We start from the raw sequence: 24,552 nt of genomic DNA, 5'->3' as shown, positions 1-24,552 counted from the left end.
GTATGCCTCAGCAGAGCGATCTCCTCGCCGTCCTCGTCGATGCCGACAACGTCTCGCCATCGCGGATCGGCGGAGTACTCGCCGAGATCGCCACCTACGGCACCGCCTCGGTCAAGCGCGTGTACGGCGACTGGACCAAGTCGCAGCTGCGCGGATGGAAGGATGCCGCGAGCGAGCACGTCATCCAGCCGATGCAGCAGTTCGACAACACGACGGGCAAGAACGCGACCGACAGTGCGCTGATCATCGACGCGATGGACCTGCTGTACACGCGCCGATTCCAGGGGTTCTGCATCGTCTCGAGCGACAGCGACTTCACGCGCCTCGCCTCGCGCATCCGCGAGGAGGGTGTGACCGTCTACGGCTTCGGCGAGCGGAAGACGCCCGAGGCCTTCCGCAACGCCTGCGATCAGTTCACCTACCTCGAGGTGCTCGGAGTCGTCGACGAGAAGGATGCCGCCCGCTCGACGACGGCTGAGCGCTGGACGTCCGCGGCGCTGCGCGGCGATGCGCGCCTCGTGGCTCTCCTCCGGAGCGCCGTCGAGACGGCTTCCGCCGATGACGGCTGGTCCGACCTCGGGACGGTGGGTCAGCTCATGCGCAAGCAGCAGCCCGACTTCGACCCCCGCAACTGGGGCTACGCAAAACTCTCGGATCTCGTGCGGGCGGTGGGGCTGTTCACGATCGAGTCGAAGCCGGGCGGGATGTCGCTTCGCCCGAAGGACGCAGCGGGCGTGAAGGGCTCCGACGACACCCCTGCGGATGCGTCCGCGAAGGGGCGCGGCGACGCTCGCGGCGAGGCCGAAGCCGGGACGACCGGCGGTCGCTCGCGGCGCAAGCCGTCCCGCGCCAAGAGCGCCGCGCAGGACGCTGAGCCGCCGGCCCCGGAGGTCGCCGCCGAGGCGCGTGACGAGGACTCGCGGGCGATGCCTCCGGCGGAACCGACGAGCGGATCGACGCCGCGCAACCGCCGTCCGATGATCGAGCAGCTCACGCTGGGCGCAGCCCTGGATGCGGCTCTCGACGCGGTCTCGTCGGCGGCGCGCGGCAACGCCGCGGCGTCCGCAGCGCCGTCGGAGAGCACGGAGACGGCGGCCGGCGTGGCAACGATCGAGCCCGCGCCGGCATCCGACGCGACCGAGACGTCGGACGTCGCGAGCACTGACGAGCCGGCGGTTTCGGCTGACGCCGCTCCGGTCACGGATGAGGCGCCCGCTGCGGGCCGGGCCGGGAAGAAGACCGGCGGGAGGACAGCGGCGAAGACGAGCGCGAAGTCCGAAGCGGAGACGACGTCGGCGAGCGGCGAGTCGAAGACCCGGACCCCTCGCAGAACCGGTGCCCGCACCGCCGCGAAGCGCGCGACGGACGCCGACGCGTCGACGGAGACGCAGACGGACGAGGCTGCGCCGGCTCCGAGCACCGATGCGGCGTCCGCCCCCGCGGCTGACGTCGATCCCGTCGCCGAGTCCGTTCCGGCTGAGACCGAGCCTTCGACCGACGCCCCGGTTCGGCCGAAGCGCGCTTCGCGGAGCCGGGCCGCCGCTCCGAAGACACCGTCGGATGAAGCCGACACCGAAGCCGAAGCCGGGGCCGAAGCCGAGGCGCCCACTCGGCCGAAGCGGGCACCCCGCAGCCGGAAGGCTCCGGTGACGGACGCTCCCGCGGAGCCCGCCGTGGAGCCGCGCGCCGAAGAGCCCGCGGCGGCAGCCGCCCCCGTCAAGCGGACGCCGCGCCGGGCATCACGCCCCGGTTCATCCGCGAGCTGATCCGCAGGTCACGGCGGGTCAGCCGCGGCTGCGGCGGAGCGCTACGGCGACCGTACGCCGGCGTCGCCGGGCCGGGACGACGGGGACCGGCTGCGTGACCACCGCATCGACGACCATCGATCCGCTCGCGGGGCCGACGACCGGAACGGGAGTCGTGGCCGCGCTGATGTGATCCGCGCGTGCGACCGGCATGCTCGCGAGTTCGCGACGCGCTCGCAGGTAGGCCGGGATCAGGATGGCGGTGGCACCGAGCCAGGCGAGGGGGTTGCTCCACGCGACCCCCGCGAAACCGATGAGCGCGCCGAGCACGACAGCGGCTCCGGCGCGCATGAAGAGCTCGACGATTCCGGTGATGGTCGGCACGAGAGTGTGGCCGAGGCCCTGCAGCGCCCCGCGGAGCACGAACAGGACGCCCAGCGCCGTATAGGTCGCGCCGTTGATGATCAGCATGAGGGCGGCGAGCGAGACCACGTCGTCCGAGCCGTCACCGACGAACAGGCGGACGAGCGGCGCCCCGAGAGTGATGAGCACCGCGCCGAGTCCGACGGCGCCGATCACGGCCATCCACGTCGCCTGTGCGACGCCCTGGCGGATGCGGTCGGGACGTCCACCGCCGTAGTTCTGCGCGACGAACATCGAGACGGCGAGTCCCAGCGACTGCAGCAGAGCGATCGCGAGCCCGTCGACGCGTGAAGCGGTCGTATAGGCGGCGACGGCGTCGGCGCCGAGCTCGTTCAGGCGCACCTGCACCGCGAGCGTGCCGATCGCGATGATCGACGCCTGGAAACCCATCGGCAGTCCGAGTCGCAGGTGCAGGGCGAGGTCGGCGCGCGTGATGCGCCAGTCGGCGCGCCGCATGCGCAGGACCGGGATACGGCGGCGGATGTAGTCGAGGCACAGCCCGACCGACAACGCCTGCGACACGACCGTCGCCAGGGCGGCGCCACCGACGCCCCATCCGAGCGGCCCGACCATCAGCACGACGAGCACGACGTTGAAGACGCATGCCACCGTCAGGAAGATCAGCGGAGTGCGGGAGTCGCCGATCGCGCGGATGATCGCCGTCAGGTAGTTGAAGAACATCGTCGCCCCGGCGCCGAGGAAGCTGACGACGGCGAAGGCCGTCGCATCGTCGAGGAGCTCGGGGGGAGTCTGCAGCAGTTCGAGCAGGGGACGCGACAGGAACGGAGCCACGACGGTGAGCACGACGCTCGTCATCGCGGTCAGCGTGGCGCCGGCCGCGACCGACCGGCGGACCGCGGCGTGATCGCCCGCGCCGAAGGCCTGCGCCGTCGGGATCGCGAATCCGGAGGTGAGTCCCCACGCGAACCCGATGAGCAGGAACAGCATCGAGCCGGTCGCGCCGACGGCGGCGAGAGAGTCGACGCCGAGCCAGCGCCCGACCACGACCGCATCGACGATGTGGTACATCTGCTGCACCACGTTGCCGATCAGGAGAGGCACCGAGAACGCGAGGATGACGCGCCAGGGGCTGCCGGTGGTGAGGGTGCGGGACATCGCGGTGGCCTTCGAGAAGATGCGGGCACGACAACGGCGGCGCCGGAGCGCCGCCGTCAATCAGTGTATCGAATCGATTCGAGATGCGCCAAGGGATATCCCGCATGCGCGCTCGCGGTGTCAGTGGGAGGACCCCTTGCGGGGCTTCAGGAACGCGCCGTCCTCCTGCTTCTCGCGCTTGGCCGCGCGTTTTTCTTTCAACGACAATTGCGGCGCCTTTTTGTCGCCTCGTGTGCGTGGTGTCTTGGTCGACATGAGAACTCGCTTCCCCTCGTGGCTGGCGTGTGACTCCCGACCATAGCCCGGAAGAAAAAGAAGTCAAATCCGCCTTTCAGGCCGCCTCGGCGCAGCTTGCTTTTCTGTGCGGACTGGCTATGGTGGGTGGTCACCGCCCCGTCGTTTCGCCCTTGCAGGCTTGAGACCGGGGTTTTTCGCGCACCAGAAAAGTCAGAACGGAAGAAAAATGGAAAAGACCGCCGACGCGACGTCGAGCGACGTTCGAATGCGCCTCGAAGCGCTGCTCGCCGAACGCCGCGAGCTGCTGCAGGATATCGAGCCGCGCGCGGTTCCTTCCGTCGACCCGGTGGCATATCAGACCGCCGCATCGCACCGCGCCACGATCACCCTGATCACCGAGGCCCTGGATCGCGTCGACGCGGGCTCGTACGGGCGCTGCGTCGGATGCGGCCGCGCGATCGCGCCGGCACGCCTGGAAGCGGTGCCCTACGCTCCCGCGTGCATCGAGTGTCAGAGCCGGGCCGAGACGGCCTAGGCGCTGTCAGGTGCCGGGCAGTGTCACGCGGACGATCAGGCCCCCGCCCTCACGCGGGGTGATCCGCAGATCGCCGCGATGGCTGCGGACGATGGCCGAGACGATCGTCAGTCCGAGACCGATCCCCCGGTCGGATGCCGCGCGGGTCCGGTCTCCCGCGCGAACGAACGGCTCCGTGAGCGTTGCGACGCGAGCCGGATCGAGGTCGGGACCGGTGTTGGCGATCTCGAGCAGCGCTGAGCCATCGGGTGCCGTCCGGGTGCGTACGGCGACCTCGGCCCCGTCCGGGAGGTTGTGGATCAGGGCATTGGCGACGAGGTTCGACACCAGCTGCCGGAGGAGGGCGGCGTTCCCGCGCGCCGTGGCCGGCCCCCGCTCCTCGCGGATGCTCGGTGACCCTCCACGGGCCGCCTCATCCGCGCCGTCGCGTGCGTCTGCGACGACCTGCTCGACCAGGGCTGCGAGGTCGACCGGCGCGAAGTCGAGGCCGGATCGTCCGGCGCGCGCGAGGTCGAGCAGGGCCTCCGTCGTGGCGATCGCCCGCTCGTTCGTCTCGGCGACCCTGCTCAGGACGAGGTCGGCGTCGCGGCCGCCCGGATCGGCGCGCGCCACCTCGATGATCGTCCGGATGACGGCATGCGGGGTGCGCAGCTCGTGCGACGCGTTCGCCGCGAACCGCGATTCCTCTGCGACAGCGCGTTCGATCCGGTCGAGCATGTCGTCGAAGGCGTCGGCGAGGTCGGTCAGCTCGTTCCGGCGTCCGCGCAGCGCGATTCGGCGGTGAAGCGTTCCGGCATCGGCCCGGCCGACTACTTCGGTGACCCGTCCGAGCGGCGCGAGCATCCACCCCGCGAGGAACCAGCCGCCGACGAGTCCGACGACGAGGAGGGCGGCCAGAGCCCACCACGCGTACTTGACGAAGACGTCGGTGAGGTCGCCGCGTCCGGGCGCCCACCCGCCCGTCGACTGGCTGAACAGGTCGCCGCTCGGCACGAACCGCAGGGCCAGCAGCCCGACGCCGAAGAGCACCGCGCCCGCGACGACCAGGAACCCGGCGTAGCTGAGGGTGAGTGAGACCCGCAGGGAGAGCCCGCGGCGGCGGGCGATCACAGCGCGGGTTCCGACATCCGGTATCCGACACCCGGCACGGTCTCGATGACCCAGGGCTCGCCGAGCCGTTTGCGGAGCGTGGAGATCGTGATGCGGACCGCGTTCGTGAACGGGTCGGCGTTCTCGTCCCAGGCGCGTTCGAGCAACGCCTCGGCGCTGATGACACCACCGCCGGCGCTGAGGAGCACCTCGAGCACGGCGAACTGCTTGCGTGTCACCGCGATGTACCGTCCATCGCGGTAGACCTCGCGGCGGAAGGGATCGAGCCTCACGCCGCCGAACTCGCGGATCGGGGGAGCGGAGCTGGCCGAGCGCCGCGCCAGCGCACGCAGTCGCAGCACGAGCTCGCGCATCGCGAACGGCTTGGTCAGGTAGTCGTCGGCACCGGACTCGAAGCCCGACGCCTTGTCGTCCAGCCGATCGGCCGCGGTCAGCATGAGGATGCGGGGCGCCCCGGTCTGCTGGGAGAGGTGGCGCGCGATCTCGTCACCGTTCGGGCCGGGGATGTCGCGGTCGAGCACGACCACGTCGTACGCGGTGATCGCCAGCTGCTCGAGCGCGGTATCGCCGTCGGCGGCGAGGTCGGCCGAGATGGCCTCGAGGCGGAGGCCGTCGCGGATCGCCTCGGCGAGGAAGAGCTCGTCCTCGACGATCAGCACACGCATGGCCTCAGGATAGGCGGGCGCATGTATCGCGGGCGTATGCGGAATCGGCGACACCGGTGCAACATCCGCTCTCGTCCACTGGGAGCATGAGCACTTCCTCCGCCCCGGTTCCGACCCGCCCGCTCGCGCTGCCGACGACCGAATCCGGCCGGCGGGTGACTTTCGTGCCGCCGCGCCCGCGAGCGCGCACATCCCGTCGTGTTCGCCGTCGCCGCCTCGCCCTCAGCGCGGTTGCCGTCGCGGGTGCGGTCGCCCTCGGCGCGTCCGCCATCGGTGCGCTCGCCGGTTCATCGGGTCTTCAGCTGCCGCCGATGCCGCCGGTCTTCCCGGGCACGGTCTTCACGCCGTCGGCCGACGACGGGTTCATCGACGACGGGGTGCAGGTGAGTCTGTGGGATGACGACCTGCCGGCCATCTCGCGACTCGACCCGGAGCTGCTGGCGGCGATGCGCGCTGCCGAGGCGCGTGCCGCGGACGACGGCATCCGCCTGGGCGTGACGAGCGGATGGCGCAGCGCGGGGTATCAGCAGTGGCTCCTCGACGACCGCATCGCTTCGGTGGGGGAGGAGACCGCCCGCGCCTACGTCGCCACCCCCGAGCAGTCGCGTCACGTCAGCGGCGACGCCATCGACATCGGGCCGGTCGACGCGCAGTACTGGCTGATCTCGTACGGCTCGGAGTTCCGCATCTGCCAGACCTACGGCAACGAGCCGTGGCATTTCGAGTTGGCGACCACGCCGGGATCGGAGTGCCCGCCGATGCGCACCGATGCCAACGGCTGAGCCCGGGCCGCGGCGGCGGGTGCGCTTACGATCGAGGGAGCCCCTCAACGATCCAGGAGTCACCGTGTCCGCCGTCACCGCCGCCGCCCGCTCCCACGCCGACGACCTCGCCGAGTTCGTCGCCGCGTCGCCGTCGAGCTTCCATGCCGCTGCCGAGGTGGCGCGACGCCTCACCGCAGCCGGTTTCACCGCGCTGGCGGAAGACGAGCAGTGGCCGGAACAACCGGGCGGGCGCTACCTCGTGGTGCGCGACGGCGCCGTGCTCGCGTGGATCGTGCCGGCAGCGGCGACCGCGGTGACGCCCGTCCGGGTGTTCGGCGCGCACAGCGACTCGCCCGCCTTCAAGCTCAAGCCCCGCCCCACCACCGGCCGGCTCGGCTGGCTGCAAGCCGGGGTCGAGGTCTACGGCGGACCGCTGCTCAACTCGTGGCTCGACCGCGAGCTGCGGCTGGCCGGCCGCCTCGTGCTCGACGACGGCACCGCGGTGCTCGCCGCGACGGGCCCGCTCCTCCGCCTGCCGCAGCTCGCCATCCACCTCGACCGCGAGGCGAACGACCACCTCGCCCTCGACAAGCAGACGCAGACGCAGCCGGTGTGGGGGCTCGGGTCCGCCGACTCCGCCGACCTGCTCGGCGAGCTCGCCCGCGAGGCGGGAGTGGATGCCGCCCGCATCCGCGGCTACGACGTTGTGACGGCCGATGCCGCCCGGGGCTCGGTCTTCGGCGCGGGGGACGTCTTCTTCGCAGCCGGTCGGCTGGATGACCTCGCCTCCGTCCATGCCGGAGTCGTCGCGCTGGAGCGAGCCGCCGGAGGCTTCGACGCTGGGCACATCGCGATGCTCGCCGTCTTCGACCACGAGGAGGTCGGGTCGGCGACCCGCTCGGGTGCGGCCGGTCCCTTCCTCGCCGATGTCATCGGGCGCATCCAGCTCGGCCTCGGTGCCGATCGCGAGGAGGGGATGCGCGCACTCGCCGCATCCTGGTGCGTCTCGAGCGACGTCGGGCACTCGGTGCACCCGAACTATGCCCACAAGCACGACCCCGTCGTACTGCCGGTGCTCGGATCGGGGCCGATCCTGAAGATCAACGCCAACCAGCGGTACGCGACGGACGGCGTCGGGGCCGCCGCATGGAACGGCTGGTGCGACGCGGCGGGCGTGCGCAGCCAGGAGTTCGTGTCGAACAACAGCGTGCCCTGCGGGTCGACGATCGGGCCGATCACCGCCACGCGGCTCGGCATCCGCACCGTCGACGTGGGGATCCCGATCCTCTCGATGCACTCGGCGCGCGAACTCGCCGGGGTCTCCGACCTGCACGATCTCTCGCTCGTGGCCGAGGAGCTGTTCCGCCGGTAGAATCGAGCAGTCCGCGGCGCCGGCCCGGACGAAACGATGCAACTACCTGCTGACGGAGCAAGGCGGCACGTGAGAACGAGCTGACTGCTCGGAGGCATGCATGACGTCGAATGATCGTTCCCTGATCCACCACACGGGTTGGGCGTTCTTCCCGATCGCGTTCATCGCCCGGCTTCCCTTCGCGATGATGGTCGTCGGTGTCCTCACCCTCGTCGTCTCTGCGACCGGGTCGGTGGGGCTCGGCGGGCTCACGTCGGCCGCCGTCGGCATCGGCGTCGTCATCGCCGGCCCGGTGATCGGCGACGCCGTCGACCGGTTCGGGCAGCGGCGGGTGCTCGTTCCACTCGGCATCCTCAACGGCATCCTGCTCGGGGTGTTCCCGATCGTCGTCACCGCCGGATCACCCGACCCGCTCATCCTGACCGCCGCCGCGGCGATCGGCCTGAGCGCTCCGCAAGCGGCAGCCATGTCGCGCAGCCGGCTGATGGGCATCATCCGGGCGCGCCTCGGTGCCGAGCACCGGCCACGCACGCTCTCGCGCGTCATGTCGTACGAGTCGGCGGCCGACGAGACGGCGTTCGTCATCGGCCCGTTCCTCGTCGGCATCCTCGCGGCCGTCATCGCGCCCTGGGCCCCGATCGCGATCGCCGCAGCTCTCAGCCTCGTGTTCGTCACCGCCTTCGCCCTCCACCCCAGCGGGCGGATCGCCGCGACCGCCCTCGACCCCGGTGAGAGCGAGGAGCGGGCGCCGATCGCGCAGGTGCTGCGCGGGCGCGTCCTCGTCCTGGTCGCGGGCACCTTCGGCGTGGGACTCTTCTTCGGAGCGACGCTGACCTCGCTCACCGCGTTCGCGCAGACCGCCGGCGACGACGTCGAGGCCGGGCTGCTCTACGGCCTCATGGGAATCGGCTCGGCCGCCCTCGCCCTCGCGGTGGTGCTCCTGCCGTCGGGCTTCGCCCTGCGTCACCGCTGGCTCGTCTTCGCCGCCGTGCTGGCCGTCTCGGCGGGCGGCTACGCCGCTTCGGACTCGCTGGGCGCGGTCATCGTCATGCTGCTGCTGATGGGGCTCGGCGTCGGACCGACGCTCGTGACGCTGTTCAGCATCGCGGGACACCGCAGCCCCGTCGGCCGGTCGGCGACCACGATGACGCTCCTCGGATCGGCGCTGACGCTGGCGCAAGCGCTCGCGTCAGCCGCGACCGGCGCGATCGCGGAGGCGGGTGACGTCCGGCTGGCGATGCTCCTGCCGACGATCGCCGCGGTCCTCGTCCTCGTGCTCGGGGTCGTCAACGTCGTGATCGAGCGTCGTGAACGCGCGGAGGAACAGGCCCGGACATCGGGTGGAGCGCACTCCGCACCGTCGCTCGTCAGCCGTTGATCAGCGCTGCCGTCGTCGCCCCCACGCCGGCGCCCAGCATCACGACCACCCAGGCCGGGCAGCGCCAGAGCGTCAGCAGCCCGAAACAGACGAGGGCGAGCGCGAACTGGTCGACGCGGGTGACCGACGTCGTGAACACCGGGTCGTAGAGGGCGGCGCCGAGGATGCCGACGACCGCGGCGCTCGCTCCGCGGACCAGGCCTCGTGCCCGGGACCAGCGCCGCACGACGGCCCACACGGGCAGCGCACCGAGGAGCAGCAGGAAGCCGGGCAGGAAGATCGCGACGAGCGCGATCATGGCCCCGGCCACGCCACCCGGGCCGACGCTCGCGAGCGCCCCGAGATAGGCCGAGAAGGCGAACAGCGGACCGGGCAGGGCCTGCGCCGCACCATAGCCGGCCAGAAACGTCCCGGCATCCACCCAGCCCGGGCCGACGACGGCGCTCTCGAGAAGGGGGAGCACCACGTGGCCGCCGCCGAACACGAGCACGCCCGAGCGCAGGAAGGCGTCGAACAGTGCGAGCGAGCCGTCTCCCGTCACCCGAGCCGCGATCGGGCTCGCGACGAGGAGGCCGGTCAGGATCACGAGCGCGGTGACCCCGACACGGGTGCTCGCGCTCGGAAGGGCGTCCGCGTCGGCGGCGTCAACCGAGTCGGAGGACCCCTCGCCGAGCCACAGGATCCCCGCGAGGGCGCCGAGGGCGATCGCCCCCAACTGGGCGAACGGCCCGCCCACCAGTGCGACCCCGACGGCTGCCGTGATCGCGATCGTCCCGCGCGGTCGGTCGGGTGCGAGGCTTCTCGCCATGCCCCAGACGGCGTGTGCGACGACGGCCACCGCGACCACCTTGAGCCCGTCGACGACTCCGGTCGCGATGGTGCCGGTCACGGCCCCGATTCCGCTCGCCGCCCAGACCATGAGTGCGGCGGAGGGCAGGGTGAATGCGGCGAAGGCCGCGACCGCGCCCGCGAGTCCCGCGCGGCGCAGGCCGATCGCGAACCCCACCTGGCTCGAGGCGGGCCCGGGCAGGAACTGGCACAGGGCCACGAGTTCGCCGTAGGTCCGATCGCCGATCCATCGCCGGCGCTCGACGAACTCGTCGCGGAAGTAGCCGAGGTGCGCGATCGGGCCGCCGAAGGATGTCAGTCCGAGGCGCAGGAACACCGCGAACACGGCGGCGAGGTTCGACACCCGTCCAGCGCACCACCGATCCGTGAACAGCCGGTGAACGCCACGCGCGATTAGCACATCGAGATGACGTGGCGCGTCACCGGGCGGACATCTCGCGGGGAGGGATCGTTCACTCCGTGATCGTGCGCGGTCCCTACGGTCGGCAGCATCCCTCTTGCACCGAAGGTGGCTTGTCATGCCCGCTGAGCGCCCACGCGCCCGTTTCCTGACCATCGCGACGACGGCGACGCTCGCCGCCGGAGCCCTCTCGCTCGCGCTCGCGGCGCCCGCGCTCGCATCGCCCACCGCTCTCGTGCCGACGGCGGCCGACGCGGCATCCGGCGCGCTGATCGTCACCGAGATCGCCCCCGACAACGTCGGGGTCGACGACTACGAGTTCTTCGAGGTCCACAACCGCGGCGCGACCGACCTCGATCTGGCGGCGGCGGGCTTCTCGTTCGCCTACACGTACGTCGACGGTGCCGACCGTGCCCGCGACGTGCCGCTCACCGTGGCCGATCCGGTCGTGGTCCCCGCCGGCGGAACCGCGGTCTTCTGGCTGAGCTACACCGCGGGGAGCGTGGATTCCTTCGCGCACTCGATCGACGAGTTCCGCGCTCACTGGGGCGCCGACGCCGGCACCCCCGTCGTACGCGTGACGGGGCAGGCCGGCATGGCCAACAGCGCGCCGCGCGGCATCCGCATCCTCCAGAACGACGAGACCGTCGGATGGTCGACCTACGGGCGCACCGCGACGGCAGCCGGGCAATCGGCGCACTTCCGCCTGCCCGCTGAGCGCGTCGACGGCGGCACGGACATCCTCGCCGAGCCGGCCCCGGCCACCCCGGGTGTCGTGGCGCCCGAGGCCATCACCCCGCCCGCGGGAGAGGAGCCCGGGGGACAGCCCGGTTTCGACCCGAAGCCCGACCCGAGCGTCGTCACCGCGCCGCTGCAGATCACCGAGCTGCTGCCGGACTCGGCGAACGTCGCGGGCTCCGATGCCTTCGAGTTCATCGAGGTCTACAATGCCTCGAGCGATCCGATCGACTTCTCCGACTACACGATCGATTACCTCTACCCCGTCGAGGGCTCGTCGAGCGTCTGGCCGGCCGTTCCCGGTGACGTCGTGATCCCGGCGGGCGAGACGCTCGTGCTGTGGATCAAGAACGGCGCCAACGACGCCCTGACCGCCGCCGACTTCAACGACCACTTCGGCTCGCGGCTCGTCGCGGGGGAGAGCCTCGTCGAGATCTCTTCGGCCGGGATGGCGAACGGCTCGCCTCGGGGCGTCGCGATCGAGACCAACAGCGGCCGTCACGTCAGCACCGCGCTGTACAACCTCGACGGCGCCGATGACACCGTCGCCGACCAGGGGATCCGTTACACCGTCGGAGCGGATGTCGCGACGCAGCGGATCGTCGACCTCGCCCCGGCATCGCCGGGTGCCGTGCAGCCAGACCAGGTTCCCGGCGGTCTCATGATCGTTGCGCCCGACACGCAGGCGCCGACGATCGTCGACGGCACCGCCGCCGAGATCCAGCCGGGCACCGACTTCGCCATCACCGCGACCGTGACCGACGACGTCCTGGCGCGGACCGTGACACTGCAGCTCGCCAACGACGTCGACCCCGCTCCGGCGCGCATCAACCTCCTCGACGCCGGCGACGGCTCGGTGACGTTCGTGGTCAACGCCGCCGACCTCATCGGCAAGAGCTGGTACGAGTACACGATCACCGCGAGCGACGGCACGAACTCCACCTCGACGTCGACCCGTCGCGTTCCGGTGGCCGGGGTCGACACCAACCCGGTCCGACTCAACCTCGAGGACGGCCGGTTCGTTTCGGGAACGACCGAGATCGTCGCCGCGGGCGACGCGTACCCGAGCCCGATCGAGCTGACGATCGACGGCGCGGCCGTGGAGACCACCCCCACCCTGGAGGACCAGCCGCGCTTCGTCTTCGACACGACGAACGTCAACTACTACTTCAAGAACGGCGTGCGCATCGGCGACGACGTCCTCAACATCTTCGAGATCGGCACGCAGGGGTGGGAGACCATCGTGACCCCGGTGCCGGTCGAGTACGTCGTCCGCGGTGACGAGCTCGTCGTGAGCGTGTGGGCCGGTACCAAGAAGGCGCCCGAGATCGACCTCGCCGAGAACAACGACGACTTCGAGATCCGGGGTCTGCGCCTGGTCCTGCCCGACGGGCGGACGCTCACGCCCATCGGGTACGACGATCCCGCGGCGGTCCTGCGGATGGGAGACAGCGTCACCGACACGGGGGCGGCCACCGGCAAGCTCGACTACTACGAGGCGCGCTTCGCGCTGCCCGACGACGCGTTCGCCGCTCTCTCGGCCTCGTGGGACACGACCGCCCGCGCCGACGGTGCCGCCGTCGTGGCGGCCACCGACGGCGAGACGACCCTCTCGCGGACGGTGACGGTCGACAACACCGCTCCCGTCGTCACCTCGCAGATCGTCGACGGCACCGCCTATCAGGGGCCCATCGTCATCGACGCCGAGGTCGCCGACGCGGGATCGGGCGTCGCGAGCACCGTCGCCCGGCTCGACGGCGTCGAGATCGCGCTGCCTCACGAGACGTCGTCCGTCGACCTCGCGGCCGGGGATCACCGCGTCGAGATCACCGCGACCGACCACGTGGGGAACACCGACACGTGGACGGCCGCCTTCACGACCTATGAGGAGCAGCCGAGCGCCGGTGTCCTCGCCCCGGCCGAAGGGGCCGAGGTCGCAGCGGGTGATGTGACCCTGCAGGCGAAGGTCGAGGACCCGACGGGCGACGTACTCGACGTGAGCTTCCTCGAGGGGCGCCGGCTCGATCTGTCCGACGGCGACGTCAGCGCGCAGTCCGGCACCGTGCAGGACGCTCGGGCGGTCGACCGCGCCGAGGCCGAGCAGCTGACGGCCGACGAGCTGCGCACCCTCGCCGCCGTTGACGGCGTCTCGGAGGAGATCACGAGCGACCGGGCGTTCCCGTACCAGTCGTTCGACGTCGCGGTCACCGATGCCGACGCCGGCTCGGACGTCCGCTCGACGTGGTCGGGTCACGCCGACGCGGGGGCGACGGTCATCCTCTACGTCCAGCGAGCCGACGGGTCGGGTTGGGACGAGGTCGATCGCCACGTGAGCGCGGCCGATGACGAGTCGTTCTCGCTCGACGCCGTCGTCGCGGTCGACGACTACGCCTTCGCCGCGTCGGACGGCGCGGGCCGGGTGGTGCGGATGCTCGTCCAGCACTCGGAGGGCTTCGCGGGCGCGGACCGCTCCGACCGGACGACTCCGGTCACGCCGCACAACGTCGCCGATGTGCCGCGCAGCGACTACGACTTCACTCTGGCCTGGGAGTCCGACACGCAGTACTACAACGAGAACACCATGCCGGGTGAGCCCTACCGCCACCAGCAGGCGATCCACTCGTACCTGCTCGATCGGCGCGACGAGCTGAACCTGCAGTACCTCTTCCACACCGGTGACATCATCGACGACTACGACGTGATGGAGCAGTGGGAGCGGGCCGACCCCGAGTACCGCCGCCTCGACGAGGCCGGGCTGCCGTACGGCGTGCTGGCCGGCAACCACGATGTGGGCCACCACCTCGAGGACTACTCGAACTACGGTGCGTACTTCGGCGCGGACCGCTATGCCGGCAACCCCTGGTACGGCGGCAGCTTCGAGGACAACCGCGGTCACTACGACCTCATCTCGGCGGGCGGCATCGACTTCCTGATGCTCTACACCGGGTGGCTTCCCGGTGACGCCTCGATCGCCTGGATGAACGAGGTGCTCGCGCAGTACCCCGACCGCGTCGCGATCATCGCCCAGCACGAGTTCATCCTCACCACGGGCGGGCTCGGGGCGATCCCGCAGCGGGTGATGGACGAGGTCGTCGCGACGAACCCGAACGTCCGCATGGTCTTCTCGGGTCACTACCACGACGCGTTCCTGCGCGAGGACGGATTCGACGACGACGGTGACGGCGCCCTGGACCGCGCGGTGTACTCGATGCTGTTCGACTATCAGGGTCTCCCGGAGGGCGGTCTCGGGTTCCTGCGTCTCCTGCACTTCGACAACGAGGGCCGGCAGATGCTCGTGCGCACCTACTCGCCCTCGCTCGACGTGTACAACTCCGACGAGCCGAGCTTGCTCGGCCCGGCGGGGGCGGGCGACTACTCGCAGCAGGAGTTCGCGCTGACGTACGACCAGCTGCGCATCGAGCCCGGCACGCGAACGCTCGGCACCGACGCCTTCTCGGCGGAGGTTCTGGGGGACACCGAGATCGCGACGTTCTCGGACGTCGCGAGCGGCTCGATCCTCTCGGCCGCATGGCCGCTCGCGGAGGAGGGTGAGCGGGGGTGGTACGTGCGCACGAGCGATCCGTTCGGCGCCGTCGACGACTCGCGGGTGTCGCTGTTCACGGTCATCGCCGCGGCCGAGCCCGAGAACCCCGGCGACGGCTCGGGCGGAGGGTCGGACCCGGGCGCGGGCGGCGGCACGGGCGGCGGCGACACCGGCGGTGGCGCGGGTAATGCTCCGTCCGGCGGCACCGGCGCGGCCGACCCCGAGGCGGCGGGCGCGGGTGACGGGACCGGCTCACGTCGCGATCTCGCTGCGACCGGCGGGGAAGCCTCGACGACCGCCACTGTGACCGGGATCGCTCTCGTGCTCCTGGTGGGCGGTGCGCTTCTCACGGCGATCCGCCGGCGCGCGCATCGTCGCGGACGGGTCTGAACCGCACCCAGCGGCTCAGTCGGCGGTCGGGTCCTCGGACCCGACCGCCACGTTCCATTCGGGCAGGGGGTCGGGCAGCCGTCGCCAGGCCATCGGGCCCGCCGACAGCTCGGCGTCGTCGAGCACGGCGGCATCCAGGACGTGCCGCACAGCGGCGGTGTTGAGGTCGATGCCCGTCAGGGCGATGTCCTGGCCGACGTCGTCCAGCCCGTGACCCGCCTCGATCGGATCGATCCACATGGCCGAACCCGCCTGCTCCCATCGGGCTGGGGTGGCGGCTCGCGTCGCGAGACGGCAGACCCCGACCGATCGCACGACCAGTCCGCACGAGCCGGAATCGAGCAGATCGAGAGCCAGCACGAGCCTGCCGGGGTGGAACGGGCGCAACTGCTCGTAGCGCATCGTGGCGACGCGCCGATCGGTGAGGAACGGATCGTGCTCGCCGTTGAGGGCACGCGTCCATCCGGCGCGGTCGCCCGCGTCCCGCAGGGGGAGGGTGGTGCCGAAACCGAGCGCGGAGAGGTCGTCGACGACGCCGCGGCTGAGCCGGATGCGGGCGGTCGGCGCCAGGTGCGACGCGAGCGCCATGAGGATCGAGAGGTCGGCCGTCGGCATCCGTTCCCAGTTGACGATCACGACGGCGCTCGCCGCCTCGATCAGCTGCGCCGCCAACCGCGCGCGTGCGCCGACGTCGGCTCGCCCGTCTCCGTGCGGAACGGCCCGACGCAGCGGCGCCTCGTCGCGCAGGTCGTCGATCGCGTGGCGGGCATCGAGCACGCAGAGCGACGGCATGCCGTGCACGGTGGCGTGGACGTGAGCGGGGTCGGCGTCGCTGGCGAGATCGACGACGCGGAGGGAGCGGTGGCGCCCGGCGATGACGCACAGACGGGCGTAACGACGGCGTTCGGCGCTGCAGACGCCGGTGACGGCGAGGTGAGTGGTCACGGTGTTCTCTCCGGCTCGAGTTGTGGCGATCGATCCTCCACCGTACCTTGTTGTTGATAACAGTTCTCAATAGGAGGTCATCGTGAAGGTTCGCGCATCCATCAAGTCGCTGAAGAACCAGCCCGGCGCGCAGGTCGTGCGCCGCCGTGGCCGCGTGTACGTCATCAACAAGCTCAACCCGCGCTTCAAGGGGCGCCAGGGCTGAGGCGCGGCCCGATGACACGTGCCGTCGATCCGCGCAACATATGCCCTCCGGCTGCCCCGCACGATTAGCGTGAGCGACATGAGCACTCCCGCTGAGCGAGCCCAGACCCTGTCCGCCCTCCATGCCGCCCCCGAGATCCTGCGGGTGGTGAACGTGTGGGACGTCGTGTCGGCCGAGGCCATCCTGGCTCTGCCGGAGACCCGTGCGATCGCTACGGCCGGTCACTCGATCGCGGCATCCTTCGGATACGAGGACGGCACCGACATCCCGCTCGAGATCGTGCTCGACATGGTGGGCCGCATCGTCGCGGTGGCGGGCGACGTCCCGGTGTCGGCCGACCTCGACGCGGGCTTCGGCGACCCCGGTGAGACGACGCGCCGGGCCATCGGCGTGGGCATCGTGGGTGCGAACGTCGAAGACCGCCTGCAGCCGCTGGCGGACTCGGTCCGCGCGGTCGAGGCCATCGTCCGGGCGGGGGAGGCCGAGGGCGTCCGGTTCGCCCTCAATGCCCGCACCGACGCCTTCGTGCGCGCGGGCGACCGGTCGACCGAGGAGTCGATCGCCGACGCGATCGAGCGCGGTCGCGCGTATCTCGACGCCGGCGCCGACCTGGTGTTCGTCCCGGGCATCCTCGACGCCGACATCACCCGGCGCCTCGTGGAGGGTCTGGGTGAGCGCAAGCTCAGCGTCATCGGGCTTCCCGGTGCGCTGACCGCGGCGGAGTACGAGGATCTCGGCGTCGCCCGCATCTCCTACGGCCCGACGACACAGCGGGTCGCTCTGACGGCGCTGCAGGATGTCGCCCAGCAGCTGTACGCCAACGGGGTCATCCCGCCGTCCACGCGTCCCTTGAACTGAGGCCCGCAGAGCCGGCGCGCACCGCCCCCGAGGTGGGTGCGCGCCGGTATGCCGCGGCTCAGGCCAGCGCGGCGCGAAGCCCGTCGGCGAACGACGTCGTCGGTCGCCCGATGAGGCGCGAGAGGGTGTGGTCGTCCACGTCGAGAACGCCGTCGCGGATGCCGGTGTCGATCCCGGCGACGAACTGCGCGGTGCCGGCGTCGAGTCCGGCGCTCTCGAGGGCGGCGACATGGTCGTCCGTCGAGACGCGGGCGTACGTCACGTCGCGACCGAGCACCTCGGAGGCCGCGGCGGCGATCGCGTCGTACCCGATACGGGTGTCTCCGGCGAACTCGTACGTTTCGCCGAGGTGGCCATCCTCGAGGAGAACGACGGCCGCGCCCTCGGCGAAGTCTGCGCGCGAGGCCGGCGCGATCCGGCCGTCGCCGACGGATGCCGCGATGACACCGCTCTCGGCGGCGCGCTGGACGTCGGGCACGTAGTTCTCGATGTACCAGTTGTTGCGCACCACGACGGCAGGAACGCCGCTGGCCGCGATGGCCTCCTCGGTCGCCTTGTGCTCGGCGCCGAGGGCCCACTCGAAGGTCGTCGCCTTCGGGGCGCTGGTGTAGACGAGCTTAGAGACGCCTGCCGCGGCGGCAGCGTCGATGACGTTCTTGTGGCCCGCGAAGCGCCTGCCCGGCTCGGACGCCGAGATCAGCAGGACGCTGTCGACGTTCGCGAGCGCTTCGCGCAGCGAGGCCGGGTCGTCGTAGTCGACGCGGGCGGTGCGCACCCCGCGGTCCGCCAGATCGGCGATCTTCGCGACGTCGCGCGCTCCCGCGATGACGGTGTCAGGGGCGGCGCCGCGGGCGAGCAGGGCGTCGACGACGAGGCGGCCGAGCTGTCCGCTCGCTCCGGTGATGAGGATGGTCATCGGTGATCCTTTCGATCGGGTGATGCTCGGGTCAACCGTTCCGGGGCGGGCAAACATTCCAGACGACGGGTACCCACTTTTCGGTAAGCTACCTACATGGCAGTGAGTTTCGCGCAGATCCGGGCGACATCCGATCAGGTGTTCACGGAGAACTGCCCGACGCGAGTCGTACTCGACCACGTCATGAGCAAATGGGGTGTGCTCGTCCTGATGGCTCTGACCGACGGCACCGCCCGATGGGGTGAGCTGCGTCGCTCGGTCACGGGCATCAGCGAGAAGATGCTCGCCTCGACGCTGCGAACGCTCGAATCCGACGGCATCGTCAACCGCACCGCGTACCCCGAGGTCCCGCCGCGCGTCGAGTACTCGCTGACCGAACGTGGCGACGAGCTGATGGAGTGGATGATGCCTCTCATGGAGTGGATCGCGGCGCACGCGGACGAGATCGTCGACCGCGGCGAGTGAGGCTGGGTATTCCATGCGAACCCTGTCGTCGGTGGCGGTAACGATATATCGTCAGGTATCGCTAACGTATCGACGACCGGGAGGTCAGCATGAGCGGAACATTCCCCACCGGCGGTTTCGGCGGCCGTGACAACATCTTCGGAGGTCGCGGCGGATTCAACGTCTCCGATCTCGGAAACAACGTGTTCGAAGCGTTCGACCAGCTGAAGTCGACCTTCGAGCAGAAGGTGAACACCCGGGTCGGACGCGGCGACGTCCGCGCCGCCGTGCTCGCCCTCCTCGCCGAGCAGCCCATGCACGGCTACCAGATCATCCACGAGATCGAGGAGCGCAGCGGCGGGTCCTGGAAGCCCAGCGCCGGCTCGGTGTACCCGACCCTCCAGCTGCTCGCCGACGAGGGCCTCGTCAGCGCCCAGGAGTCCAACGGACGCAAGACTTACTCCCTCACCGAGGCCGGCCGCGCAGCGGCGGGCGAGGCGGGCGAGAAGTCGGCGCCGTGGGAGGGCACGAGCCGCGACCACAGCCGCGTGACGGCACTGCCCAAGGCAGGCGTCGAGCTCGCGCAGGCCGCCGCCCAGGTCGGCCGCAGCGGATCGCCCGAGCAGGTCCAGCAGGCCGTCGAGATCCTCGACGACGCGCGTCGCAAGCTGTACGCCCTGCTCGCGCAGGCCTGACGCGGGTGGCCTCGGCCGACTCGCATCGCGTCGCATCACCCGGCATCCCCTCGGTGCCGGGTGATGCGCGCGCGCGTTCGCGCTACCGCCGCATCCTGCGGTTCGCCGCGCGCGCACTCGTGCAGACGTGGTGGTTCGAGATCGTCCTGCCCCGCTTCGGCCTCGAGCGCCTCGCCGAACGGGGTCGGACCGCGCGACTGCGCCGACTGGCCCGTCGTTTCCATGCGCTCGCGGTCGAGCTCGGCGGGCTCATGATCAAGGTCGGGCAGTTCATGTCGTCCCGGCTCGACGTCCTGCCTCCCGAGATCACGACCGAGCTCGCCGGCCTGCAGGACGAGGTGCCGCCGGTGCCCTTCGACCGGATCCGCGCGGCCGCGGAGGCGGAGCTGGGGATGCCGCTGCGCGACGCCTACGCGTCGTTCGACGAACAGCCGGTGGCCGCGGCATCCCTCGGTCAGGCGCATCGCGCCCGGCTGACGCCGGAGCAGGCCGCCGACGCGGGGTTCACCGATGTCATCGTGAAGGTGCAGCGCCCCGGCATCCAGACGATCGTCGACGTCGACCTGGCTGCGCTGCGACGTATCGCCCGATGGCTCCGCCGCATCCGCCTCGTCTCGCGCCGCGCGGACATGCCCGCGCTCGTCGAGGAGTTCGCCGTCACGAGCCTCGCGGAGATCGACTACCGGCACGAGGCGGCCAATGCCGAACGCTTTCGGGAGAAGTTCGCCGACAACCCCCGGGTCGCCGTTCCCGAGATCGCCTGGGAGCGCTCGACGTCGCGGGTCCTGACGCTCGCCGACGTCACCGCGATCAAGGTCACCGACGTCGACGGTCTCCGGGCCGCGGGCATCGATCCTCACGAGGTGGCGAGCGTGTTCGCCTCCGTGATGTTCGACCAGTTCTTCGGGTTCGGGTTCTTCCACGCCGACCCGCACCCGGGGAACGTCTTCGTCACGCCGGTGCCGTCCGACCAGCGCCGCGACGACCGGCCCGACTGGCTGCTGACGTTCATCGACTTCGGGATGATGGGCGAGATATCGCCCTCGACGCGGGAGGCGCTGCGCACGGTGCTCGTCGCGGCCGCGGCTCGCGACGGCCGCGGGCTCATTGCCGGGATGTCGCAGGTGGGCGCGCTGCTGCCCTCGGCCGACGTCCGCGAGCTCGAGCGCGCCATGACGCAGCTGTTCGCACGCTTCGGCGGCATGGGCTTCGCGGAGCTGAAGGAGGTCGATCCGCGCGAGTTCCGCGACTTCGCGGGGGAGTTCGGCGAGCTCGCCCGCACGTTGCCCTTCCAGCTGCCGGAGAACTTCCTGCTCGTCATCCGGGCCGCCTCGCTCACGTCGGGTGTGTGCACCTCGATCGACCCCGCTTTCAACCTCTGGGACGCGGTGGAGCCGTACGCGGCTCGGCTGCTCCGCGAGGAACGCGGAGATCTCATGCGCGACATGGCGCGGCGTGCCATGGGCCTCGCCGACGTCACGATGCGCCTGCCGCAGCGGCTCGACGGGCTCATCACGCATCTCGAGGACGGGAACCTCGGGTTCGACAGCGGCAGGCTCGAACGGCGCATGTCGCGCCTGGAACGACTGGGACGACGCGCGGTCTCGGGGATCCTCTTCGCGGGACTGCTGGTCGGGGGAGTGCTCCTGCGCCCCGACGACGAGACCCTCGGAACGGTACTCATGGGGCTGTCGGCGCTGCCGTTGCTGCACGTCCTGTTGGCGGGCGTCTTCGGTCGCCGCGACTGACGGCTCGGTAGCCTGAGGTCATGCCCCTCGAGACGCCTGCAACCGGTGCGCGCGAACAGCTCGCCGCGCTCGCGGCGCGTGCCGCACGGCCCGGGTTCGCCGGGGGCGGGCTGCTCCATGGGTCCGAGGCCGCGCCGGGCACCCGTGCCGCCGCCGTGCTCGTGCTCTTCGGCATCCTCGACGACCGTCCGAGCGATCGCGCGCCCGAAGCCGCTCTCTCGCGTGATCTCGATGTCCTGCTGCTCGCCCGCGCGGCCACGCTCCGGTCGCATCCGGGACAGGTGGCGCTGCCGGGCGGACGGGTGGATCCCGGTGACGAGGACGTCGTCGCCGCGGCGCTGCGCGAGGCGCGGGAGGAGACGGGCCTCGACACCGCCGGGGTGGAAGTGCTCGGCCTGCTTCCGCCGCTGCCACTGGAGTACTCCCGCCACCTCGTCACGCCCGTGCTCGCCTGGTGGCGCCGCCCGTCACCCGTTCGCGTCGTCGACGTCGCGGAGTCGGCGGCGGTGTTCCGAGCGCCGGTGGCCGACCTGCTCGCGCCGGCGAACCGCGGTGTCACGGTGCTGCGCCGCGACGGCGCCGAATGGCGGGGGCCGGGCTTCGTCGTGCGTCAGGATGCCGGAGAGTTCCTCGTCTGGGGTTTCACGGCGATGCTGCTGGACGGCCTGTTCACCGAACTCGGGTGGACCGAGGACTGGGATCTCGACCGAGAGCTGCCGCTCCCGCCGCAGTGATGGCGCCGGTGGCGAGCGTCGAGGAACAGGCTGGCGATGAACAGCACCGTCGGATCCCCGAAGCCGGCGAATGCCGCGGCGAGCGTGAACGCCGGTGCGATCTCCTCCTGTGGGGGGAGGTGGCCGAAGGTGCGCCACGCCAAGCTGGATGCGTGAGTTCCCCCATCGATACCCCTTCGACCCGTTCGTCCGCCCGTGCCCCCAGACGGCGCTCGGCTGCCGTGGCCGTCGCGGCTGCGACCGCCGCAGTCCTCGTGGGCTGCGCGGCCGACCCCGCACCCGACGACGCATCGGCCTCGTCTGCCGCTTCGGTGGAGATTCCCGCCACGCCGGTCGGCGAGCAGGTCCGCTGGGTGATGGACGAGATCAACGGCGATGAGACCACAGACGCCGACGACATCGAGACGCACTTCGATGACGCAGCGCTCGAGCAGCTGGCGCCCGCCGAACTGCAGAAGGTGTTCACGCAGATGCAGGCCGCGGCCCCGTGGACGGCCGTGGCGTACGACGGCGTCGAGACCCAGGCCCGCGTGACCATCGAGTCCGAGCAGGTGACGTACGACATGTCGATCTCGGTGACCCCCGACGCCCGCATCGCGATGCTCCTCTTCGCCCCGCCGCAGCCCGAGCGGACTCCCGCGGCCTCGTGGGATGAGCTCACGCAACAGATCGACGAGGCCGCCTTCACGGTCGGCGTTCAGGTCCGCGAGGTCGACGGCGAGGTGCTCTACGAGGGCGGCGATCAGGCGGCCGGACCCATCGGATCCGTCTTCAAGCTGTGGGTGCTCGGAGCCGTCGTCGACGCCGTCGCGGCCGGCCGGCTCGCCTGGGATGACGAGCTGGTCGTCGACGCCGAAGTGCGGAGCCTCCCCAGCGGCGAGCTGCAGGACCGTCCCGACGGCACGAAGGTGACCGTGCGCGAGGCCGCGGAGAAGATGATCGCGATCAGCGACAACACCGCGACCGACATGCTCATCCGTGCCGTCGGGCGCGATGCCGTCGAATCGGCGATGGTCTCGATGGGGCATGCAGACCCGGGCGCGAACATGCCGTTCCTCACCACGCGCGAGCTCTTCTGGCTCCTGTTCGGCGACCCCGACCTCCGCGCACTGTGGGGTGGAGCGGGTGACGATCCCGAGGCGCGTCGCTCCGTCATCGAGCGGCTCCCCGCGGGTGTGCCCGACCTCTCCGCCGCATCCGCGGCGACTCCGGGATGGCGCGACGGCGCCGACTGGTTCGCGACCCCCGACGATCTGGCCGCGGCGCACGAGGCGCTGCAGGAGCGGGCGCGAACCGAGGCGGGAGCGCCGGTCCGCGACATCCTGTCGGCCAATCCCGGTCTCGCGTTCGGGGACGAGTGGACGTTCGTCGCGTTCAAGGGCGGCAGCTCGGTCGGGGTGCTCGCCGGATCGTGGTACCTCGAACGCGAGGGCGCCGCGCCGGTCGTCATCACGGTGCTCGCGCGCGCCGACGACGCCACCACGCTCGCGAGCCCTGCCGTGGCGCTCGGATGGGCGCAGGACGCAGCCGCGATCCTCACCGGCCCGTAGCCTGTAACGATGACGCGCTCGACGGGAACCGGCATCCCTGCTCGCCGGTCTCGGCCGGCGGCCGTGGTCGGCGCCCTGCTCGCCTCGACACTGCTGCTCTCCGCATGCACCGGCGTGGCCGACCGGCGGCCTCCGGACCACGAGGCGACGCCCACTCCCGACGAGACGTCGACCGCGCCGGTCGATGCCTCTCCCGGCTGGTGGCGCCCGACCGGCAGTCCGATCGACGTCGTCACCCAGTTCGAGGTGCCGTGGTCGGTCGTCGTCCTCGACGACGGGACGCAGCTGGTGAGCCAGCGCGACGACGGTGCTGTCCTCGAGGTGGACGCGGACGGGCTCGCGCGCGTCGTCGGCGAGATCGACCTCACCGCCGCGGTCGGCGAGGGGGGTCTTCTCGGCATCGCGGTCCGCGAGGGCGAGGACGATGCGCTGCTCTACGCCTACGTGACGACGGCTGACGACAATCGCGTCGTGCGGATGCAGCTGGAGGGTGAGGCCGGCGACCGCCGGCTCGGCGGTGCGGAGGTCGTCATCGACGGCATTCCGCGCGACCGCGTTCACAACGGCGGGCGCATCGCCTTCGGGCCGGACGGCATGCTCTACGTCGCCACGGGAGATGCGGGAGAGTCCGACGCCGCGCAGGACCCCGCTTCGCTGGCGGGGAAGATCCTGCGGCTGACGCCGGAGGGAGAGCCCGCCCCGGGCAACCCTCTCGGGTCGGAGGTGTACTCCCTCGGACACCGCAACGTGCAGGGTCTCGCGTGGACCCAGGACGGCATCCTGTGGGCGAGCGAGTTCGGACAGGACCGTTTCGACGAGCTCAACCGCATCGAGGCGGGCGGCAACTACGGTTGGCCCGTCGTGGAGGGCGAATCGGATGACGAGCGCTTCATCGCGCCCCTGATCACCTGGACGCCCGCGGAGGCGAGCCCGAGCGGCGTCGCGGCGCGCGGCAACACGCTCTTCGTCGCGGGCCTGCGCGGCGAACGCGTCTGGGAGATCGACGTCGAAGCGGGCGCTCTCGTCGGCGAGCCGGTCGCGCTCTGGCCGGGTGAGCTCGGCCGCGTCCGGGATGCCGTCGTCGCGGGCGACGAACTCTGGCTGCTCACGAACAACACCGACGGCCGCGGGAACGCGGCGGCCGGTGATGACCGGCTGGCGCGGGTCACGCTCGCGCCCGAGGGCTGAACC

Annotated in this window: 21 protein-coding genes; 14 read left to right on the top strand and 7 right to left on the bottom strand. The window is 71.2% G+C overall.

Features of this window, described 5'->3' with window-relative positions; all coding sequences use genetic code 11:
• Nucleotides 1–2 precede the first annotated feature (2 nt).
• Entirely contained in the window at nt 3–1,766 is a 1,764-nt protein-coding gene (locus tag ACLBWJ_RS04815) for an NYN domain-containing protein (protein WP_447659817.1), read from the top strand.
• Between the two features lie 18 nt (nt 1,767–1,784).
• Here ACLBWJ_RS04815 and ACLBWJ_RS04810 read toward each other — a convergent pair whose 3' ends face one another.
• A complete protein-coding gene (locus ACLBWJ_RS04810; RefSeq protein WP_447659816.1) occupies nt 1,785–3,284 on the bottom strand; it encodes an MATE family efflux transporter in 1,500 nt (499 codons plus the stop codon).
• A gap of 120 nt (nt 3,285–3,404) precedes the next feature.
• Nucleotides 3,405–3,539: a hypothetical protein gene (locus tag ACLBWJ_RS04805; RefSeq protein ID WP_447659815.1), complete on the bottom strand. Its 135-nt coding sequence runs from the start codon at nt 3,537–3,539 to the stop codon at nt 3,405–3,407.
• Between the two features lie 208 nt (nt 3,540–3,747).
• On the opposite strand from ACLBWJ_RS04805, the gene ACLBWJ_RS04800 reads away from it, so the two are divergent.
• Nucleotides 3,748–4,056 (top strand): TraR/DksA family transcriptional regulator, encoded by a 309-nt coding sequence (locus ACLBWJ_RS04800; protein WP_114588055.1) that lies wholly within the window; start codon nt 3,748–3,750, stop codon nt 4,054–4,056.
• Between the two features lie 6 nt (nt 4,057–4,062).
• Here ACLBWJ_RS04800 and ACLBWJ_RS04795 read toward each other — a convergent pair whose 3' ends face one another.
• Complete coding sequence (locus ACLBWJ_RS04795) at nt 4,063–5,166, bottom strand: sensor histidine kinase (protein WP_447659814.1); 1,104 nt, start codon at nt 5,164–5,166, stop codon at nt 4,063–4,065.
• Nucleotides 5,163–5,831 carry a response regulator transcription factor gene (locus ACLBWJ_RS04790; RefSeq protein WP_447659813.1) on the bottom strand — a complete coding sequence of 223 codons (669 nt, stop codon included), beginning with the start codon at nt 5,829–5,831 and terminating at the stop codon, nt 5,163–5,165. The genes ACLBWJ_RS04795 and ACLBWJ_RS04790 overlap by 4 nt, the downstream gene beginning before the upstream one ends.
• An 86-nt stretch (nt 5,832–5,917) precedes the next feature.
• Between ACLBWJ_RS04790 and ACLBWJ_RS04785 the strand changes: the two genes are divergently transcribed.
• The 3 genes from ACLBWJ_RS04785 to ACLBWJ_RS04775 all read left to right on the top strand — a co-directional run bounded on the left by ACLBWJ_RS04785 (nt 5,918) and on the right by ACLBWJ_RS04775 (nt 9,345).
• Nucleotides 5,918–6,613 (top strand): M15 family metallopeptidase, encoded by a 696-nt coding sequence (locus ACLBWJ_RS04785; protein WP_447659812.1) that lies wholly within the window; start codon nt 5,918–5,920, stop codon nt 6,611–6,613.
• A 64-nt stretch (nt 6,614–6,677) separates the two neighbouring features.
• Nucleotides 6,678–7,967, top strand: coding sequence for a M18 family aminopeptidase (locus ACLBWJ_RS04780; RefSeq protein ID WP_447659811.1), 1,290 nt, complete (start codon nt 6,678–6,680; stop codon nt 7,965–7,967).
• A gap of 100 nt (nt 7,968–8,067) precedes the next feature.
• Complete coding sequence (locus ACLBWJ_RS04775) at nt 8,068–9,345, top strand: MFS transporter (protein ID WP_447659810.1); 1,278 nt, start codon at nt 8,068–8,070, stop codon at nt 9,343–9,345.
• Here the strand turns inward: ACLBWJ_RS04775 and chrA are convergent.
• A complete protein-coding gene (chrA, locus tag ACLBWJ_RS04770) occupies nt 9,335–10,537 on the bottom strand; it encodes a chromate efflux transporter (protein ID WP_404568198.1) in 1,203 nt (400 codons plus the stop codon). The two genes, ACLBWJ_RS04775 and chrA, sit on opposite strands and share 11 nt — an antisense overlap.
• A gap of 175 nt (nt 10,538–10,712) precedes the next feature.
• Here chrA and ACLBWJ_RS04765 point away from each other — a divergent pair, with 175 nt between their 5' ends.
• The gene (locus ACLBWJ_RS04765; protein WP_404568197.1) at nt 10,713–15,266 is read left to right on the top strand and encodes a lamin tail domain-containing protein; all 4,554 of its coding nucleotides are present in this window, start codon (nt 10,713–10,715) and stop codon (nt 15,264–15,266) included.
• 15 nt (nt 15,267–15,281) lie between these two features.
• Here the strand turns inward: ACLBWJ_RS04765 and ACLBWJ_RS04760 are convergent, their stop codons facing one another.
• Complete coding sequence (locus ACLBWJ_RS04760) at nt 15,282–16,211, bottom strand: GTP-binding protein (RefSeq protein ID WP_282502240.1); 930 nt, start codon at nt 16,209–16,211, stop codon at nt 15,282–15,284.
• 82 nt (nt 16,212–16,293) lie between these two features.
• On the opposite strand from ACLBWJ_RS04760, the gene ykgO reads away from it, so the two are divergent.
• Both ykgO and ACLBWJ_RS04750 read left to right on the top strand, forming a co-directional pair.
• Entirely contained in the window at nt 16,294–16,416 is a 123-nt protein-coding gene (gene ykgO / locus ACLBWJ_RS04755) for a type B 50S ribosomal protein L36 (protein ID WP_023951906.1), read from the top strand.
• A 78-nt stretch (nt 16,417–16,494) separates the two neighbouring features.
• Nucleotides 16,495–17,274, top strand: a complete 780-nt coding sequence (locus tag ACLBWJ_RS04750; RefSeq protein WP_323987388.1) for an isocitrate lyase/PEP mutase family protein — start codon at nt 16,495–16,497, stop codon at nt 17,272–17,274.
• A gap of 58 nt (nt 17,275–17,332) precedes the next feature.
• On the opposite strand, the gene ACLBWJ_RS04745 is transcribed toward ACLBWJ_RS04750, so the two are convergent.
• A complete protein-coding gene (locus ACLBWJ_RS04745; RefSeq protein WP_447659809.1) occupies nt 17,333–18,190 on the bottom strand; it encodes an SDR family oxidoreductase in 858 nt (285 codons plus the stop codon).
• Between the two features lie 96 nt (nt 18,191–18,286).
• Between ACLBWJ_RS04745 and ACLBWJ_RS04740 the strand changes: the two genes are divergently transcribed.
• From ACLBWJ_RS04740 to ACLBWJ_RS04715, 6 genes are all read left to right on the top strand, one after another.
• The gene (locus ACLBWJ_RS04740; protein ID WP_447659808.1) at nt 18,287–18,655 is read left to right on the top strand and encodes a winged helix-turn-helix transcriptional regulator; all 369 of its coding nucleotides are present in this window, start codon (nt 18,287–18,289) and stop codon (nt 18,653–18,655) included.
• Between the two features lie 89 nt (nt 18,656–18,744).
• Nucleotides 18,745–19,329 (top strand): PadR family transcriptional regulator, encoded by a 585-nt coding sequence (locus ACLBWJ_RS04735; RefSeq protein ID WP_112613635.1) that lies wholly within the window; start codon nt 18,745–18,747, stop codon nt 19,327–19,329.
• Between the two features lie 5 nt (nt 19,330–19,334).
• Nucleotides 19,335–21,077, top strand: a complete 1,743-nt coding sequence (locus ACLBWJ_RS04730) for an ABC1 kinase family protein (protein WP_447659807.1) — start codon at nt 19,335–19,337, stop codon at nt 21,075–21,077.
• A gap of 20 nt (nt 21,078–21,097) precedes the next feature.
• Nucleotides 21,098–21,811 carry an NUDIX hydrolase gene (locus tag ACLBWJ_RS04725; protein ID WP_447659806.1) on the top strand — a complete coding sequence of 238 codons (714 nt, stop codon included), beginning with the start codon at nt 21,098–21,100 and terminating at the stop codon, nt 21,809–21,811.
• A gap of 152 nt (nt 21,812–21,963) precedes the next feature.
• Entirely contained in the window at nt 21,964–23,361 is a 1,398-nt protein-coding gene (locus ACLBWJ_RS04720) for a serine hydrolase (protein WP_447659805.1), read from the top strand.
• Between the two features lie 9 nt (nt 23,362–23,370).
• Nucleotides 23,371–24,549, top strand: coding sequence for a PQQ-dependent sugar dehydrogenase (locus ACLBWJ_RS04715; RefSeq protein WP_447659804.1), 1,179 nt, complete (start codon nt 23,371–23,373; stop codon nt 24,547–24,549).
• The last annotated feature ends 3 nt before the right edge of the window (nt 24,550–24,552 follow it).

The sequence above is a fragment of the Microbacterium sp. M4A5_1d genome, assembly GCF_053345465.1.
Note: the sequence above shows the minus strand (reverse complement) of the source record. Positions and strands in the feature narration are given on the sequence as shown.

Excerpts from the sequence above, each read along its gene's own strand:
- ACLBWJ_RS04815 (WP_447659817.1), top strand. The coding sequence starts at position 3 with ATGCCTCAGCAGAGCGATCTCCTCGCCGTCCTCGTCGATGCCGACAAC.
- ACLBWJ_RS04810 (WP_447659816.1), bottom strand. The coding sequence starts at position 3,284 with ATGTCCCGCACCCTCACCACCGGCAGCCCCTGGCGCGTCATCCTCGCG.
- ACLBWJ_RS04805 (WP_447659815.1), bottom strand. The coding sequence starts at position 3,539 with ATGTCGACCAAGACACCACGCACACGAGGCGACAAAAAGGCGCCGCAA.
- ACLBWJ_RS04800 (WP_114588055.1), top strand. The coding sequence starts at position 3,748 with ATGGAAAAGACCGCCGACGCGACGTCGAGCGACGTTCGAATGCGCCTC.
- ACLBWJ_RS04790 (WP_447659813.1), bottom strand. The coding sequence starts at position 5,831 with ATGCGTGTGCTGATCGTCGAGGACGAGCTCTTCCTCGCCGAGGCGATC.
- ACLBWJ_RS04785 (WP_447659812.1), top strand. The coding sequence starts at position 5,918 with ATGAGCACTTCCTCCGCCCCGGTTCCGACCCGCCCGCTCGCGCTGCCG.
- ACLBWJ_RS04775 (WP_447659810.1), top strand. The coding sequence starts at position 8,068 with ATGACGTCGAATGATCGTTCCCTGATCCACCACACGGGTTGGGCGTTC.
- ACLBWJ_RS04765 (WP_404568197.1), top strand. The coding sequence starts at position 10,713 with ATGCCCGCTGAGCGCCCACGCGCCCGTTTCCTGACCATCGCGACGACG.
- ACLBWJ_RS04750 (WP_323987388.1), top strand. The coding sequence starts at position 16,495 with ATGAGCACTCCCGCTGAGCGAGCCCAGACCCTGTCCGCCCTCCATGCC.
- ACLBWJ_RS04745 (WP_447659809.1), bottom strand. The coding sequence starts at position 18,190 with ATGACCATCCTCATCACCGGAGCGAGCGGACAGCTCGGCCGCCTCGTC.
- ACLBWJ_RS04740 (WP_447659808.1), top strand. The coding sequence starts at position 18,287 with ATGGCAGTGAGTTTCGCGCAGATCCGGGCGACATCCGATCAGGTGTTC.
- ACLBWJ_RS04735 (WP_112613635.1), top strand. The coding sequence starts at position 18,745 with ATGAGCGGAACATTCCCCACCGGCGGTTTCGGCGGCCGTGACAACATC.
- ACLBWJ_RS04725 (WP_447659806.1), top strand. The coding sequence starts at position 21,098 with ATGCCCCTCGAGACGCCTGCAACCGGTGCGCGCGAACAGCTCGCCGCG.
- ACLBWJ_RS04715 (WP_447659804.1), top strand. The coding sequence starts at position 23,371 with ATGACGCGCTCGACGGGAACCGGCATCCCTGCTCGCCGGTCTCGGCCG.